Origin of the sequence: Streptomyces longisporoflavus, assembly GCF_014649775.1 — a bacterium.
Lineage (GTDB): Bacteria > Actinomycetota > Actinomycetes > Streptomycetales > Streptomycetaceae > Streptomyces > Streptomyces longisporoflavus.
In genome coordinates, this window is record NZ_BMTR01000004.1 from 269,358 (window position 1) to 285,703 (window position 16,346).

Below are 16,346 nucleotides of genomic sequence, written 5' to 3' on the forward strand. Positions count from 1 at the left end.
GTGGCATTCGAAGCGATCACCAACCGCGGTGAGTACATCTCCGCCCACTACCTCGCCGAGCTGTTCGCCAAGGACCTCACCGAACTGCGCAAGCGCTGGACCTCCGCCGACCGGGCGGGCGCCCCGTCGTCCCGGTCGGGCGTGAAGGGCCTGCGCCGCGAGTACTTCAAGGCCAAGGTCCGCATCACTGAGAACAAGACCTTCGACGGTCCCGAGGTACGGGAGCTCAACGACCGCCTGTTGGCGGCACTGGCGTATGTCGAGCCGGAGGCCGAGGGCAAGGACGCGGATGCTGCGGCTGTGGAGCCCGAGGGTTCCACCCACACCCGACTCCGCCGGGGCGACTTCGACGTGATGCAGGGCGACAAGGAACGGTCGGTGCCGGTCGCGCTCGCCGTCACGGGCCCAGGCGGCCTGGAACTCGTCGCCCTGGACGTCACCTGGCAGGTGGACGGCGAACTCGTCGTCGCGGACGTCGAGGACGGCGGCGCACAACTCCTCGACCCGATCCAGCTCGACGGCAAGCAGCTCATCACCAGTGCGGCCGACGCCGTCACCTTCCTCTTCGGCTGCGAGGACGGCTACGCCCCGCGCTACGTCCTGCTCCTCGCGGGCGGCGCGGTACTGCTCGCCGACCGCACGGCCTGGCACGAGGGCCGGTTCCTCGCGGTGAGCGTGGACGAGGCCCTGGACCGCAACCTCAGCGCGGACGGCGAGGAACTGGAGGCGGTGGCCGCGCTGTTCGGCGCGGAGTCACTGCTGACGGAGGGTGGCGTCGCCGGGTACTTGGATGGCCTGGTCGACAAGGGCCGCAAGCACGCGGTGGGCGTTTCAAAGGAGCTGCGGGAGGGGCTGCGGCAGTCGGTCGAGCTCATCGCCCAGGAGATCCTGGACCGGCTCCAGGAGGGCGGCGCCGATCCGGCGGAGCTGGGTGACCCCGCCGACCTCGCAAGTCGGCTCACTCGGGAGTCGCTGCGGTATCTGTACCGGATCCTGTTCCTGCTTTACGCGGAGGCCCGGCCCGAGCTTGGCATCCTGCCCAGTAAGGACGACGCCTATCAGGACGGCTATGGCCTGGCCCGGATCGGCGAGTTGGTCTCCTACGACCTTCCGGAGGAGGCTCAGGACGGCACCCACTTCGCCGATTCGCTGGACCTGCTGTTCCGGCTGGTGGACCAGGGACACCGCCCTATGGGCACGGACGCCGCGCCGACCGAGGACGGAGTGACCATCCTCGACGCGGACGGCCTGCGCTTCGAGGCCCTGCGCAGCGACCTGTTCAAGGCCGACGCGACCCCGCTGATCGGCTCGGTGTCGGTAGAGGGCGAGCGGATCGAGACAAAGCTTCGGAACCGGGTGCTATGGCGGGTGCTCAACCTGCTGATGCTCACCCAGGGCCGGCGCAGTGGCCGCGGCAAGGCCGGCGGCGGCACGGGCAAGGGCTTCATCTCGTACGCGCAGCTCGGCATCAACCAGCTCGGTGCAGTGTACGAGGGCCTGATGTCGTACACCGGTTTCTTCGCTTGGGATGACCTGTACGAGGTTGCCAAGCCGGATTCGGACGGGCTGAGCGGCACCTGGGTCGTGCCCTTCAAGGACGCCGACAACTACGACGAGGAAGTCTTCGTCAAGCGGCGGGACGAGCTGACGGGCGCTTTCAAGCGGGTCGAACACAAGAAGGGCAGGTTCGTCTACCGCCTGTCCGGTCGGGAGCGGCAGCGATCGGCGTCGTACTACACGCCGGAGGTACTGACCCGCAGCACGGTCAAGCACGCGCTCGCGGAGCTGCTGGACCAGGACGGCGTCACGACGCCCGCGCGGGCGATTCTCGACCTGAAGGTGTGCGAGCCCGCCCTCGGCTCGGGCGCGTTCCTCAACGAGGCCATCAACCAGCTGGCGGCGGAGTACCTGAAGCGCAGGATGGCGGAGCTCGGCGGTGAGCAACTGCCTCCCGACCGGTACGAGGCGGAGCTCCAGAAGGTCAAGGCGTACCTCGCACTGCACAACTGCTACGGCGTCGACCTCAACCAGACCGCTGTTGAGCTAGCCGAGGTCTCGCTGTGGCTCAACTCGATGCACGAGGGCCTGAAGGCTCCCTGGTTCGGCCTGCACCTGCGTCGCGGCAACTCGTTGATCGGGGCGCGACGGGCCGTGTACGCGACGGAGGCGCTGAAGCGAAAGGCATGGCTGACGACGGTCCCGACGGACCGGCCGCTGCGGGCAGGAGCCGACGAAGGCCAATTTCAGGCGGGCACGGAGATCCACCACTTCCTGCTACCGGCCAAGGGGTGGGGCGCGGTCGCCGACGCCAAGCAGGCCAAGGAACTGGCCAAAGACGAGCGCGACGCGCTGGCGAAGTGGCGGACGGCCGTCACGTCGACGCCGTCGGTGGCGCAGGGCAAGCGACTGCTGTCGCTGGCAACGCGAGTCGAGCGGCTGTGGGAGCTGACCCGGCGCCGCTTGATCGTGAGTGAGCGGGAGGTGCGGCGCCAGATCGACGTGTGGGAGGTCGACCCCGACCAGCCACTGGAGAAGGCGTCGGGAGACGTTACGCGTGAGCAGATCGAGAGCGCGCTGAACGAGCCGGGCTCACCGCGCGGCCGGCTGAAGCTGGTCATGGATGCTTGGTGCGCCCTGTGGTTCTGGCCGGTTGGGCAGGCCGACACCCCTACACCGCCAAGCATGGAGGAGTGGCTGTCCTTCTGTGAAGCAGTGTTGGGCGTTCCGGCCGCCAAGGCGAAGGCGAGGCCCTCCGGCCGGGTCGGTGGCGGCGCGGCCGGGCTGGATGACGAGTTCGGGCTGTTCGCCGACACCGGCGAGTTCGAGAAGCTCGCGATGGATGACGAGTTTGACCGGGTCATGAGCCAATGCGTTGACCTGCCGTCGGTGATGGTGCGGTTCCCGTGGCTGGGCGAGGTCGATGCGATCTCCTGGCGGGAGGGGTTCTTTCACTGGGAGCTGGAGTTCGCGCACACCTTCGAGCAGGGTGGGTTCGACCTTCAGGTAGGAAACCCGCCCTGGGTCAAGTTCGAGTGGGATGACGAACTCGCTGTCGCGGAACATGACGCTTGGTTTGGCTTGATCGAGAACGCGCCAGTGCAAGTAAAGGCAGATCGTAAGGAGAAAGCACTTCTCGAACAATCCGCGATGGAAGAGTATCTTCTTGACTTGACTTCTTGGGCAGGGGTTAGCGAGCATCTGGGGTCACCGGCAACTCATCCATTGCTTTCTGGAATGAAGACGAACCTGTACATGAGTTTCATGGAACAGGTTTGGCGCAACACTGCGCAAAATGGATCCGCGGCCCTAATTCACGAGGAGAATCACTTCTCGTTTCCAACTGGAGGCGCGTTTCGTGCGGCAACATACGCAAGACTCCGGCGCCACTTTCAGTTCGGCAACAACATCCTACTATTTGAGGACGTAGACAATAATAAGAATTTCGGCATTAGTGTCTATGGGGCCGAAAGGGGCATCCAGTTCGAGCAGGTCGCGCGAGTGGTCCACCCATCTCTGGTAGATCACTCTTTCAACCATGACGGCCGGGGCGAGCTGCCAGGAATTCAATTTCCTGAGGGCGGCTGGGACACTAGACCGCACGTGGGAAGGATCGTAAAGGTAACACTCGAAACCCTCGCCGACTGGGCGGCGCTCGTGGACCCGCCGGGGACGCCAGCGTCAGAAGCGCGTGCGCTGCGTCCTGTAACGACGGCTGAAAATCAAGTTCTCCGGACCCTGTCGCGCTTCCCGGAGCGAATCCAAGATAACAAATATTGGTGGTCTTTGGAGCTCGATGAAGGGAAGGCCAAAAGGGAGCGGGTGATTGAGTGGCATACGCATACGCCAAGCTCATGGGATGAAGTTGTGCTGCAGGGGCCACATTTCTCTGTGGCTACTCCATTCGCAAAGCAGCCGAATGTCGAGTGCAAGTCCAATAAGGACTATTCGGTCTGGCAACTAGAATCCCTGCCGACGACAGTCATCCCTCGAGTTAACTATAGGAGATCATGTACTCCGGATGAATTTGTTGCAGCGCAGCGTGTCTGGGATGGAACCCCTTCGCGTGAGAATTTTCGGCTCGCGTGGCGTCGCATGGTCACTTCGAATACCGAGCGGTCATTGCATGCCGCGCTCTTGCCGCCCGGACCAACGCATGTTCACGCGGTGCACACCATGGCATTGGAGAACAACCGGAAGACTGCCATTGTCGGTGGCCTGTGGGCTTCAGTCGCACTTGATTACTTGGTCAAAGTATCAGGGACGACTGCGGTCAACTTTGAGCTGGCTCGCCGCTTCCCTGCACCGCTGCAACACCTCCTCAGCACTCCGCTCCTACTGCGCACCCTCCGCCTGAACTGCCTGACCCGCGACTACGCCCCCTTGTGGGACGAACTCTTCGAGCCCGCCTGGCTTGCTGACCGCTGGACCGACCCCGAATCCCCTCGGCCACCGATCCAGGCCGTCGAACCCACCTGGTCCATGGCGACTCCCCTCCGCACGGAGTGCGACCGCCGCATGGCCCTAGTCGAGATTGACGCGCTCGTAGCCGTCATGCTCGGCCTAACCGCCGAGCAACTCTGCGCCATGTACCGCTCCCAGTTCGCCGTACTCCGCAAGTACGAGTGGGAGATGTTCTTCGCGCCCGACGGACACAAGATCGGCGCGGCAACGCACAACGTCGGCATCCGCCAGACCCCCGAAGAGACCGCCTTCGTCAAGGCATGGGCCAAAGCCGCCCGCGCAGGCGACCCCACCCCCGCCATCCCCGAGGGCTGGGTCAAGCCGAACCGCGAGGCCGAAATGACCCGCGCCCACGCGGACTTCACCGCCCGCCTCCACGCCGGCGAGTACGGCGACTACGCCGCCTACCTCGCCGAGCACCCCCTCACCACCCCCACGCCCACCGAACCCACGCCCGCCCCCGCCCCCGCCCCGGAAAGCAGGTAGCACCCAGCCATGCTTCCCTCCCTGGCCGCCGAGGATCTGCGCCGTGCCCTCGCCGCGTACCTGACGACGAGCTTCGCGCTCGCCGACGACGACGTCCGCGAGGAGCTCGAGGCGTTTCTTGAGCGGCCGGAGAGCCGGCTCTTCCGGGGCCCGTACCTCCGCGTCCGTACGCCCTTCCGGTACGCGCCTCCCGGCTGGGAGAAGGCTCTGGACTGGTCGCCCAGCCTCCGCCCCTACACCCACCAGGCGAACGCCTGGCAGCGGCTGTCCAGCAAGTCGGGCCACGTCCCCGAGCCGACGATCGTCACCACCGGCACCGGCTCCGGAAAGACCGAGTCGTTCCTCATCCCGATCCTCGACCACTGCGCCCGTGCCCGCGCCGCCGGGGTGAAGGGCGTCAAGGCGCTGCTGCTCTACCCGATGAACGCGCTGGCCGACGACCAGGCCCGCCGTATCGACGACCTTCTCGCCAAGAACGCCGCCCTCTCCTCCGTCACCGCCGGCATCTACATCGGCGGCGCCTCCGGCAACCGCCCCCCGGACGACGAGGACGAGAACGCCCCCGGCTCCTACGCCCGCGAGTCCGGCGCAAGCACCATCACCCCCGCGCAACTGTCCCCGGGCAGCCGCCTGATCACCGACCGCGAGGCCATCCGCGCCAACCCGCCGGACTTGCTGCTCACCAACTACAAGATGCTGGACCTCCTCCTCCAACGCATCCCGGACGTCCCCCTCTGGCAGGACGGCGGGCTGACGTACGTCGTCCTGGACGAGTTCCACACCTACGACGGCGCCCAGGGCACCGATGTGGCGATGCTGCTGCGCCGCCTGGGCGCGGCCACCGGCAAGGCCGAGCCGGGCCGCCCCCTCGGCACGATCACCCCCGTCGCCACCTCCGCCACCCTCGGCGGCGGAACCAGCGGAACCGGCGGAACCGGCGCCGTCGGCCGCACCGCAGCCACCAGCGGCACCCCCTCCGCCGAAGCGGCCCCCACCCCCGACGGCCCCCAGAAGTCCGACCGCGAACTCCTCCTCGAATTCGCCGAGAAGGTCTTCGGCACCCCCTTCCCGGACGCTGCCCTCATCGGTGAGGACCGCCAGACGCCGGGCGAGTTCGTCGCCGAGCCCGACTTCCTCCTGCCCGTGCCCTCCCCGGCCGCCCTCGCCGCCGTCCCCGACCCCCTCGACGACCCGTCGGCCATCCACCGACTCGCCGAACTCGTCGTCGGCATGGACTTCGCCGACCCGATCCAACTCGGCGAGAAGCTCCGCCAGCACAACCTGATCCGTGCCCTCCTCGACGTCGCGGGCGACACTCCCGTCACCGTCCCGGAGATCGCTCGCGAGTTCGCGAAGCGCGGCGGCGGCGCGGCCTGGGACGAGGCGGCCCGGACCGACATCGACCTGGTCGCGACCGGCCTCGCGCGGCTCCTCGCGCTGGTCTCGACCGCCCGCGCTTACGACCCGATCGCCGACCGCACCATCCCCTTCCTCCGCGTCGAGGCCCAGCTCTGGGTCCGCGAGGTGCGCCGCGTGATCCGCGCCGCGACGCCGACGCCGCACTTCCGCTGGTTCGACGACGACGGCCCCACCGGGGACACCCGCCCCAACCCGGCCAACCTCGCCGTCTACCCCTCCGCCGAGGTGGACAGCACAGCCGACGCCGACGCAGACCCGTATGCCCCCGGCGACGGCGCCTCCGCCCTCACCCCGGACAGCCCCGTCCCGTTCGTCCGCCCCGTTGGCCCGGCCTACCGCGCCCACCTCCCCGCCGTGTACTGCCGACACTGCGGGCGCTCCGGCTGGGCCGCGCTCTCCACGGATCTGGAGTGGCAGCAGCTGAAGACCAAGCCGCTGGAGATCTACCGAGCCTCCGCCCAGGGCAACCGCGCCGTCCGCTGGATGATCCGCGCCAGGCCTGGCGAGCACACCCCCGTCTTCCTCCACGCCGAGGAGGCCGAACTGCGCACTGTGCCGAGCAATGACACCGTGCCCGTCATCACCGTCGCCGGGCCCATCCCCGCCAACGCGGGCGACAAGTGCCCCTCCTGCGACCTGACCGACGGCATGCGCTTTCTCGGTGCGGGCACCGCCACCCTCGCCTCCGTCACCACCACCCAGCTCTTCTCCGACCGCGGCCTGACCGACGACGAACGCAAGCTGCTGGTCTTCACCGACTCCGTGCAGGACGCCACCCACCGGGCCGCGTTCATCGCCAACCGCAGCTTCGGCTTCACCTTCCGCGGACTGCTCGCCGAGCAACTCAAGCCGGGCACCCCCGTCGCCGTGCACGACCTGGCCACCGACGCCGCCGAAGCCGTAGTGACGGCGGCCGAGAAGGGCGAGATGAGCAAGCTCGCCTCCATCGTGCCGCCCGACCTGCGCGACAACCCGGAGATCCGTACGCTCCTCAGCGGCGACGGGTTCAGCGACGCGGGCGCTTACATGCTGCAGGACCGCATGGTCTTCCAGACGCTGCTGGAGTTCGGCCTGCGCTCCCGCCTGGGCCGTACCCTCGAACTGACCCGGACCGCCGCCGCCGAGGTGCACCTCCCCGACGCCGCCGCCGTCGCGACTCTGCTGCGGGAAGCCCACCAGCGCCTCCCAGGACAGATCACCCTCCCCACCAACGACGCCGACTACATCGTCTACCTGCGTGGCCTGCTGGAGCGCATGCGCCTGCGCGGGGCGCTGTTCCACCCCTGGCTCAAGGAGTACATCGCGCAGGCCGGCGCCCGTCGCTGGCCGATTTGGGGCGGGCGGCCGACGGGCATGCCCGCCTTCCCGCGCGGCCTGGCCGCACCGACCTTTCCGGTCCTCGGGCGCCTCGGCACGTCCGAATTCGACTCGCTGGCCCGCGACAACACCTGGTTCGCCGACTGGGGGCACCGCACCCTCGGCTGCGAGCGACGCGAGGCCCGTGCCCTCGCCGAACAGGCCATGAAGCTGCTCGCGCAGCGCGAGGTACTGGCGACCTACCCGGCGGAAGGCGGCTCGACCGTCTTCGCTCTCAGGCCGCGCACCATCATGGTGCACAGCCTCGCCACCGGCCCGTCGTCTTCCGACGACGGCAGCGGGGCGGACGTGGCCGGGGCCGACGGAACGGGCGTCAACGACCACGGCGTCCGCTGCGACAGCTGCACCTGGCGGCAGACCGTCCCGCCCGGCCGGCGCGAGGACTGGCTCGGCACGCCCTGCCTGCGCTTCCAGTGCGGCGGCACGTTCACCACCGACGACCGCGACTACAGCGACGACTACTACCGCCGTCTCTACACGGTCGACCGGCCCGGTGACGTCCTCACCGCCGAGCACACGGGCGCGCTCAGCCGGGCCCGCCGCGAGGAGGTCGAGCAGGCCTTCAAGAACCGCCCCTCGCCGTTCGACCCGAACGTGCTGACCTGCACGCCCACCCTCGAACTCGGCATCGACATCGGCGACCTGTCCGCCGTGCTGCTCGCCTCCCTGCCGCCCGCGCCCGCCAACTACGCGCAGCGCATCGGCCGCGCCGGCCGCAGCACAGGCAACTCGCTCACCGTCACCTTCGTACCGCGCGGCGCCCGCAACCAGTACTACCTGCACGCACCCGAGCAGATGCTCGCGGGCCGGATCATCCCGCCGGACTGCTACCTCGACGCCTCCGAGATCCTGCGCCGCCAGTACCTGGCCTACCTGCTGGACCGGGCCGCCGACCGCAGCCTGTGGCGGGGGACGATGATGCCCGAGGAGCCCATGCCGCATCGCATTGGCGCCCTCTTCACCCGGGGGCTGGCCGAGGACGGCTGGTTCCGCCGCTTCCTGGACGTCGCCCACGCCCGCCACGCCGAACTCGCGTCCTCCTTCGTCCAGCTCTTCCCCGGCATGTCGGCCGAGGCCGAGCAGGGCCTGCGGCAGTTCGCGCAGCTGGAGTTGGAGCAGACCGTCGGCCAGGCCGCCACCGCATGGCGCAAACGCCTGGAGGCACTGCGCTCCCGGTCCCGGCAGATCGGCCGGGCCTTCGACGCCCTGTCCACCGCCTCCGGGGACCGCGAACGCGACGAGCAGCGCCGCCAGCTCTACGCCGAGCGCAGGTCAGTCAACCGGCGCAGGGACGCCCTGGTCGGCGAGAACTCCGTCAACGCCATGGTCCGTCTGGGCCTGCTGCCCAACTACACCCTCCACGACGACGCCACCCTTCTGGACGCGACGCTGTGGTGGAAGGACGCCGACGGCGAGTTCCAGGACCAGCTGACCGAGTACGGGCGGGGCTCACGCATGGGCCTGCTGGAACTCGCGCCCGGCAACACCTTCCACACCGACGGCTACAAATACATCGTCAACGGCCTGGACCTGGGCGCCGGTGAGGGCGACACCGCCTACGCCAAGTGGCGGCTGTGCCCCGAGTGCGGCTACGTCGCCACCGCCGAGGCCGGCCTGGACCTCACCGCCTGCCCGCGCTGCCTGACGCCGCAGATCGCCGATCCCGGCGCACTCCACACCGTGCTCGTGCCCGAACGGGTCACCGCCCGCGAGCGGCGCGAGGACGCACGGCTCACCGACGAGCGCGACGAGCGGGAGCGGCGCCGGTTCAACGACATCACGCTGGTGGACATCGACCCGGAACAGCCGCAGGGACTGCGCGCCTGGAAGCGGGTGGGAGAGCTGCCGTTCGGTGTGGAGTTCGCCCGGGTGGCCACCATCCGCACCCTCAACCTCGGCCCGGCCGCCGCCGCGGGCCCCGAGCATCAGATCGCCGGCGACGACGTCCAGGTGCCCGGCTTCGATACGTGCCTGGAGTGCGGGGCCGTACGCGGCGTGCACCCCCAGGCATGGGATCGGTCCGCCCAGCGGATCGGTACCCGGCACGCGTACTGGTGCGGCCACAAGGACGACGGGATCGACGCCGAGACGGCGTCGATGCAGCGACTCGTCCTCGCGCACGAGCTGACCACACAGGCACTGCGGATCCTGCTGCCCGTCTCCACGATGGAACTGCAGACCCGGCTGGTGTCGTTCAAGGCCGCGCTGCTGCTGGGCATCACCAAGCACTTCGGTGGCGCTCCCGACCACCTGCGCGTCGTACCCGCGACCATGCCGGGCGGCACCCGGGAACTGCGCCGCCGCTTCCTGGTGCTGCACGACTCCATGCCGGGCGGCACCGGCTACCTGGAGCACCTCGCCGATGCGACCGTGCTGCACCGAGTGCTCACCCTCGCCCAGACCGCCCTGCGGGACTGCCCCTGTGGCAAGGAGAACCTGCGCACTCCCTGCCACCGCTGCCTGCTGCCGCATGTCAGCAGCAACGAACACCCCTTCGCTTCGCTGCGGGTCGCCAGGGAGCTCCTGGACGAGATCCTCACGGGCTGGGACACGGAGCAGGTCGACACCCTGTCCGGGGTGCGCATCGACCAGCTCGCCGAGAGCGAGCTGGAGAAGCAGTTCGTCCGCACCCTCGTCGACTGGGGCAGCCGCCGTCCGGAGTCCGGCTCGGTGACGCCCCGCGCCGGGGAGCGCGGCATGGAGTACGAGCTGCGCTTCACCCGCCCGGACGGGAGCGGCACCCGCTGGCTCTTCCAGGACCATGTGCGGCAGCTGACGTCCGCGCCCAGTGAACCGGACTATCTGCTGACCCGGATCGACGGGCCGTCGACGCGCATCGCGGTCTTCCTCGACGGCTACGCCTTCCACGCCAGCACCGGCATCAACCGGATCGCCGACGACGACGCCAAGCGCGAGGCACTGCGGGCCGAGGGCGTGCAGGTGTGGCAGTTCACGCACGCGGACGTCATGGCCTGGAAGGCGGCGGTGGAGGGGACCGCGGACGGCCGCGAGGTGCGCACCCCTGCCGAACCGCTCCTCGGGGAGGGCGCGCTGCGGACCGCCCGGCAGATCCACCAGATGCTGACGGGCGGCCCACGCCCCGACGACACCCTGGACCCGGCACTGCGCAACCCGATCGAGACGCTGCTCGCGGTGCTCGCCGATCCCGACGCGGAGAAGTGGTCCCGTAGGGCGGCGGCGCTGATCAGCGGTTTCGCCGGGGGCGGAGCGGCGCGGCAGCCGATCGAGCGGCGTTCGGTGGGCGAGCGGCTGCCGGACGTGCTCGCGGGCGGCCCCCTGCCGGTCGCCGGCAACCCGGCCGCCGCCGACGCCATCGCGATGGACGTCCGCACCCTGGGCGGGCTGCGCGTCATCGGGCTGCTCGACCGGCGGGCCGAGCCCGCGACCGGGCAGCCCGGGATGTCCGCCTGGTCGGCCTTCACCGTGCTGGACGACCGCGACGAGGCGGTCGCCGAGCCGGGCCACCGGGCACGGTGGGCCGACTGGCTGCGGTGGTCCAATCTGCTGCAGCTGCTGACGGGCGACCGGGGTTCGGCACTACCGCGTTCGTTCCACCAGATCGCGATGTCCACGGCCGGGCAGCTCGACCCGCACACGGTCGCCCTCCTCGCGGGTGCGCTGCCCACCACCACGGGCCTGCCCGACGAACTGCCGGAACCCTGGGCGGAGGCGGTCGAGTGGGCTTCCTCGCAGGCCGAGGAACTGCTGTTCGCCCTGTGCCGGGAAGCTCGCACCCGTCACTTCGGCGCCCCGGAGGTCGGCTTCGAGCTCGACGACAGGGTCGCGCAGCAGGCGGAACTCGCCTGGCCAGACGCCAGGGTGGCGGTGTTCCTCGACGTGGGCGAGCACCGTGACGCCGCGTTCGCGGAGGCCGGCTGGCACGTCGTACACGCCGGGACAGTTGATGTGGCCGAGTTGGCCGAGCGTTTGGAGAATGTGTGATGTCCAAGGCCCAGGTCGTCATGGCGGACGTCTTCGGCAAGTACTACGACAAGCTCGACGGGTCGGTCCAGGCACAGGTCCTGCAGTTCATCATGAAGATGCAGCGGGACCCGGACGCCAACGGGCTGAACCTCAAGCCGCCGAAGGGCGCCGAGGACAAGCGGGTGCGCACCGCCAGGATCAACGACAACTTCCGTGCGGTGCTGATGCACTACGCCGACCGCATCTACTACCTGGTCGCGGTACTGCCGCACGACGACGCCTACACCCTCGCGTCCCACATCATCTTCGACATCAACAAGGTCACCGGCGGCGTCGAGCTGATCAACCTCGCCAGCCTCCACGGCACCCTGAGCGGACAGCCCGCCCAGGCACCCGCCACCGAGCAACCGTCCGTCTTCGCCCACGTCTCCGACGCCGACTTCGACCGGCTCGGCGTGCACCCCTCGGTCGTACCGGCGTTGCGGGAGATCCGCAGCATCGACGCGATACTCGGCTTCGTGGAGCATCTGCCCAAGCTCGCCAGGGACGTGATCCTCTGCCTCGCCGACGGCATGACCGTCGAGGACGTCTGGGAGCACGTCAGTTCGGTCGCCGCGACCAGTGACACCGTCGACCCGGACGACTACGAGGCCGCCAACGAGCGCCCCGCGACCAAGGAGTCCTTCGTCGTCACCGGCGACGTCGCCGAGTTCGGCCGGATCATGTCCGAGCCGCTGTCGGCCTGGCGGATCTTCCTGCACCCGGCCCAGCGCGCCCTGGCCGAGCGCAAGACCCCCAACAAGGGCTCGGTACGGGTCACCGGCGGCCCCGGTACGGGCAAGACCGTCGTCGCCCTGCACCGGGTCAAGGCCCTGGCCGAACGGCTGCCGCCTGGCCAGGCGATCCTGCTCACCACCTACACCACCACGCTCGCCGAACTGCTGCGCTCGCTGCTTGAGGACCTCGGCGGCACCCAGCTCACCGCCAAGGTGGACGTCCGCAACATCGACAAGGTCGCCTACGGCATCGCCAAGGAGGTCTTCGGCGCGAAGACCCCCAAATCCCTCGGTGACGACGAGATCCGCAGGCGCTGGGAGGACCTGGCCGAGGAACAGCAGCCGCACCGTTGGGACGCGCGTTTCCTGGAGGCCGAGTGGAAGCAGGTCGTGCTCGCCCAGGACGTACGCAGCCGCGACGAGTACCTCGTCGCCAGCCGGGCCGGTCGCGGCCGGCGCCTCAACCGCCCGGAACGGGCGCAGGTGTGGGGGCTGATCGAGGCCTTCGAGCACCGGCTGGACGCTGCCGGTGAGGTCGGCGTCACCCAACTCGCGGCGCAGGCCGCCCGGATCGCCTCGGGCTGGAGCGACGAGACCCGCCCGTACCGGCACATCGTCGTGGACGAGGCCCAGGACCTGCACGCCGCGCACTGGAAGCTGCTGCGGGCGCTCGTCCCGGTCGGCGAGGACGACCTCTTCATCGTCGGCGACGCCCACCAGCGGATCTACGACAACCGGACCGCGCTGAGCGCCCACGGCATCAACGTGCGAGGGCGACGCTCCAGGCGGCTGACCCTGAACTACCGCACGACCCGTCAGATTCTCGGAACGTCGCTGAGCCTGCTGGGCGACGCGAGCTTCGACGACCTCGACGACGCGACCGAGGACCTGGGCGGGTACCGGTCTGTTCTCGGCGGGGCGAAGCCCGAGTTGACCGAGTACCCGAGCACGGCCGCCGAACTCGCGGGCCTGGCCCGACGGGTCGAGGAGTGGCTGGGCGAAGGGCTGAAGGAGGACGAGATCGTCGTCACCGCCCGGACCAACAAGCTCGCGGACGCGGCGGTGGAGGCGTTGCACAACGCGGGGATCAAGGCCGTCAGGGTGAAACCGCGGCAGACTCCGGCGATCGGTTCCGGGGTGCACGTGATGACGATGCACCGGATCAAGGGCCTGGAGTACCGGGCGGTCGCCATCATCGGAGTGGGCGCGGATCACGTGCCGCAGCCCGGCGCCGTCACCCCGGCCTCCGAGGATCGTACCCAGCACGACCGTGACCTGCAGCGTGAGCGCTCGCTGCTGTTCGTCGCGGCCACCAGGGCCCGCGAACAACTCTCCATCACCTGGGCCGGACCACGCAGCCCGTTCCTGGAGGGAAGCCACTGACCTGCGGTGACGCGACACAACGCCGCCGCGTTAGAGTCACCACGGAGCCGGCCGTCGTCCGGCTCTAACCTCAGAACGGGATCCGGGCGGACGAGACATGTACCTGAAGAACCTTCGCCTACGGAACATCAGGTCGTTCCACGGTGCACGCCACGTGGACCTGGACCTGACGAGGCCCGACGGCTCATACGCCGGCTGGACGGTCCTGGCTGGCCGCAACGGCTCGGGGAAAACGACCCTGCTGCGCGCGGTCGCCCTGACGATCAGCGGACCCGCCGTTGCCCGCAGTCTCGTCCCCGGGTTCGACACCTGGGTCTCGCGGGACGAGACGGTGGCGAAGGCCGAAGTGTGCCTGGTCCATGACCCGGAGCAGGACCAGTTCACCACCGGGCGGCGTCCGGTCCGCCCGATCTGGGCCGGGCTGCGCTGGACCGCGGCGGAGCAGACGTCTCTCTCCGGCAAGCCGGGTTCCAGCAGGGCCGGGCAGCCGGCGCTGAACGCCATCGGCTACCAGAAGGAACGCCCCGTCGCCCAGCGCGGCCCATGGGCGGACAATCCGGTGGGATGGTTCTGCGCGGGGTACGGTCCCTTCCGCAGGCTCGCCGGGGGCTCGAGCGACATCCAGCGGCTGATGTCCAGCTCAGGCGCGGTCGCCCGGCTGACGAGCCTCTTCCACGAGGACGCGTCGCTGGCGGAAGGCGTGAGCTGGCTTATCGAGCAGCACCTGCGCGCATTCGAGGACAAGGACGGCGCCCGGGACCTCAAGGCGGCCGCCCTAGCCATCCTGGGCGACGACCTGCTGCCCGACGATTACCGGATCGACAACGTCGACTCCGAGGGCCTGTGGGTCGTCAACCGAAACCACCGATTCCCGCTGCGGGAGATGAGCGACGGCTACCGTACGGTGGCGGCCCTGGTCGTGGACATCCTCAAGCAGATTCATGACGCCTACGGCGAACTCGTCCTGGAAACGACGGATGGCACGCCTTACGTTCCGAGTTCCGGGGTCGTCATCATCGACGAGATCGACGCCCATCTGCACGTGTCCTGGCAGAAGCGCATCGGTGGCTGGCTGAAGGCGCACTTCCCGAACATCCAGTTCATCGTCACCACCCACAGCCCCTACGTCTGCCAGGCAGCGGACCCGGGCGGACTGATCCGGCTGCCGGGCCCGGACGAGGAGAGCCCTGTGGAGGTCGTGCCCCAGCACCTCTACGACCGCATCATCTTCGGCAGCGGCGACGACGCCGTACTCTCGGACCTGTTCGGGCTCGACACCCCCTACTCGGACCAGGCCGAACAGAAGCGGGAGGAGCTCCTCGCCCTGGAACTGGACGTCGTGCGAGGCCGGGCCAGCGAAGAGGAAAAAAACCGCTACCGTCACCTGAAACGCAAGCTGGCCAGTTCACCGGCAACCCGCGTCGACGAAATCGCAGCCGGGCTCCACTCCCGCCGTCCAGGGCACGATTCATGATCCGAGTGACGAGGGTGTCACTCCCGCAGACGACGCTGACTTCCATGGCCGGCTACACCGGTGACATCGGGCAGGCCGCTGCACCCAAGACGCGAGCGGGGCAGTTATGGAAGCACACGTCCGTCCGCAGGCACATACACCCCGTGCTGAAAAGCGCCCTCGCGGAGATGGCACCCGGGCTGGAGCGGTGCATGTACTGCGGGGACAACCAGGGAACGGACATTGACCACTTCGAGCCCGTCCGGGTCAATCCGTTACGGACCTTCGACTGGAACAACCACCTGCTGGCGTGCTCCCTGTGCAACAGCCACCTCAAACGTGACCTCTTCCCCCTCGCCAACGACGGCACGCCCCTGCTCATCGACCCGAGCAGTGAGGATCCCGCTCCGCATCTGCACCTCTCGCTCGCTGCCGGCGAATACATCGATCTCACCGACAGGGGCACCGCCACGATCAAGGTCTTCGGCCTCAACCGGAGAATCCTCGTCCGGGGACGGCTCAATGCTTACCGGATCACCCCGCTTCTGCTGAACAAGTGGCGTACTGCCTTCGAAAAGGACGACCTGGAGGAGGTGGCAGCCTGTGCAGCAACCATCTGGGAGCAGCCCACCGCCGACGTTGTTCATGCCATGTTCCACCAAGCAGTCGTCCCGGGCGCCGAAGACATCTTCACGGACGAGTCCGACACCCTCGCTCTGCTGCGCGATCCGGTGATCCGTACCGGGCTGCTGGGCACCTGCTAGGTCAGCGACCTGCGCAAGCACGTTCTCGCTGGAGGCTTCCCCCGAGAGAATGGGAGGACACCGCCGTGAAGCTGAGCTCGGCGATCGGTGACATCACCGAAGTGGCAGGCTGCACTCGGGTAACGGTCCCTGAAGTATCCGTGCGGCTTGCTGCTCCCCAGACATAGATCAGATTCGCCGCATTGAGCTCCGAGATGAAACCTGCTTCTCCCAGGACACGAGTGGCCGGTTAAGCGGCCGCATGTCAGGATCGGACTGTGCCTGCTTTCCTGGACGCCGCTG

At 68.8% G+C, this 16,346-nt stretch carries 5 protein-coding genes; all 5 read left to right on the top strand.

What is annotated here, in order from left to right; genetic code table 11:
• The 5 genes from IE226_RS10310 (at position 1) to IE226_RS10330 (ending at position 16,064) form a co-directional block, all read left to right on the top strand.
• Positions 1–4,947: an Eco57I restriction-modification methylase domain-containing protein gene (locus IE226_RS10310; RefSeq protein ID WP_190080774.1), complete on the top strand. Its 4,947-nt coding sequence runs from the start codon at positions 1–3 to the stop codon at positions 4,945–4,947.
• Between the two features lie 9 nt (positions 4,948–4,956).
• Positions 4,957–11,706 carry a DEAD/DEAH box helicase family protein gene (locus IE226_RS10315; protein WP_190080775.1) on the top strand — a complete coding sequence of 2,250 codons (6,750 nt, stop codon included), beginning with the start codon at positions 4,957–4,959 and terminating at the stop codon, positions 11,704–11,706.
• Entirely contained in the window at positions 11,706–13,847 is a 2,142-nt protein-coding gene (locus IE226_RS10320) for a UvrD-helicase domain-containing protein (RefSeq protein WP_190080776.1), read from the top strand. The genes IE226_RS10315 and IE226_RS10320 overlap by 1 nt, the downstream gene beginning before the upstream one ends.
• 97 nt (positions 13,848–13,944) lie before the next feature.
• Entirely contained in the window at positions 13,945–15,321 is a 1,377-nt protein-coding gene (locus tag IE226_RS10325) for an AAA family ATPase (RefSeq protein WP_190080777.1), read from the top strand.
• A 44-nt stretch (positions 15,322–15,365) separates the two neighbouring features.
• A complete protein-coding gene (locus tag IE226_RS10330; RefSeq protein ID WP_229870725.1) occupies positions 15,366–16,064 on the top strand; it encodes an HNH endonuclease family protein in 699 nt (232 codons plus the stop codon).
• Positions 16,065–16,346: the final 282 nt, after the last annotated feature.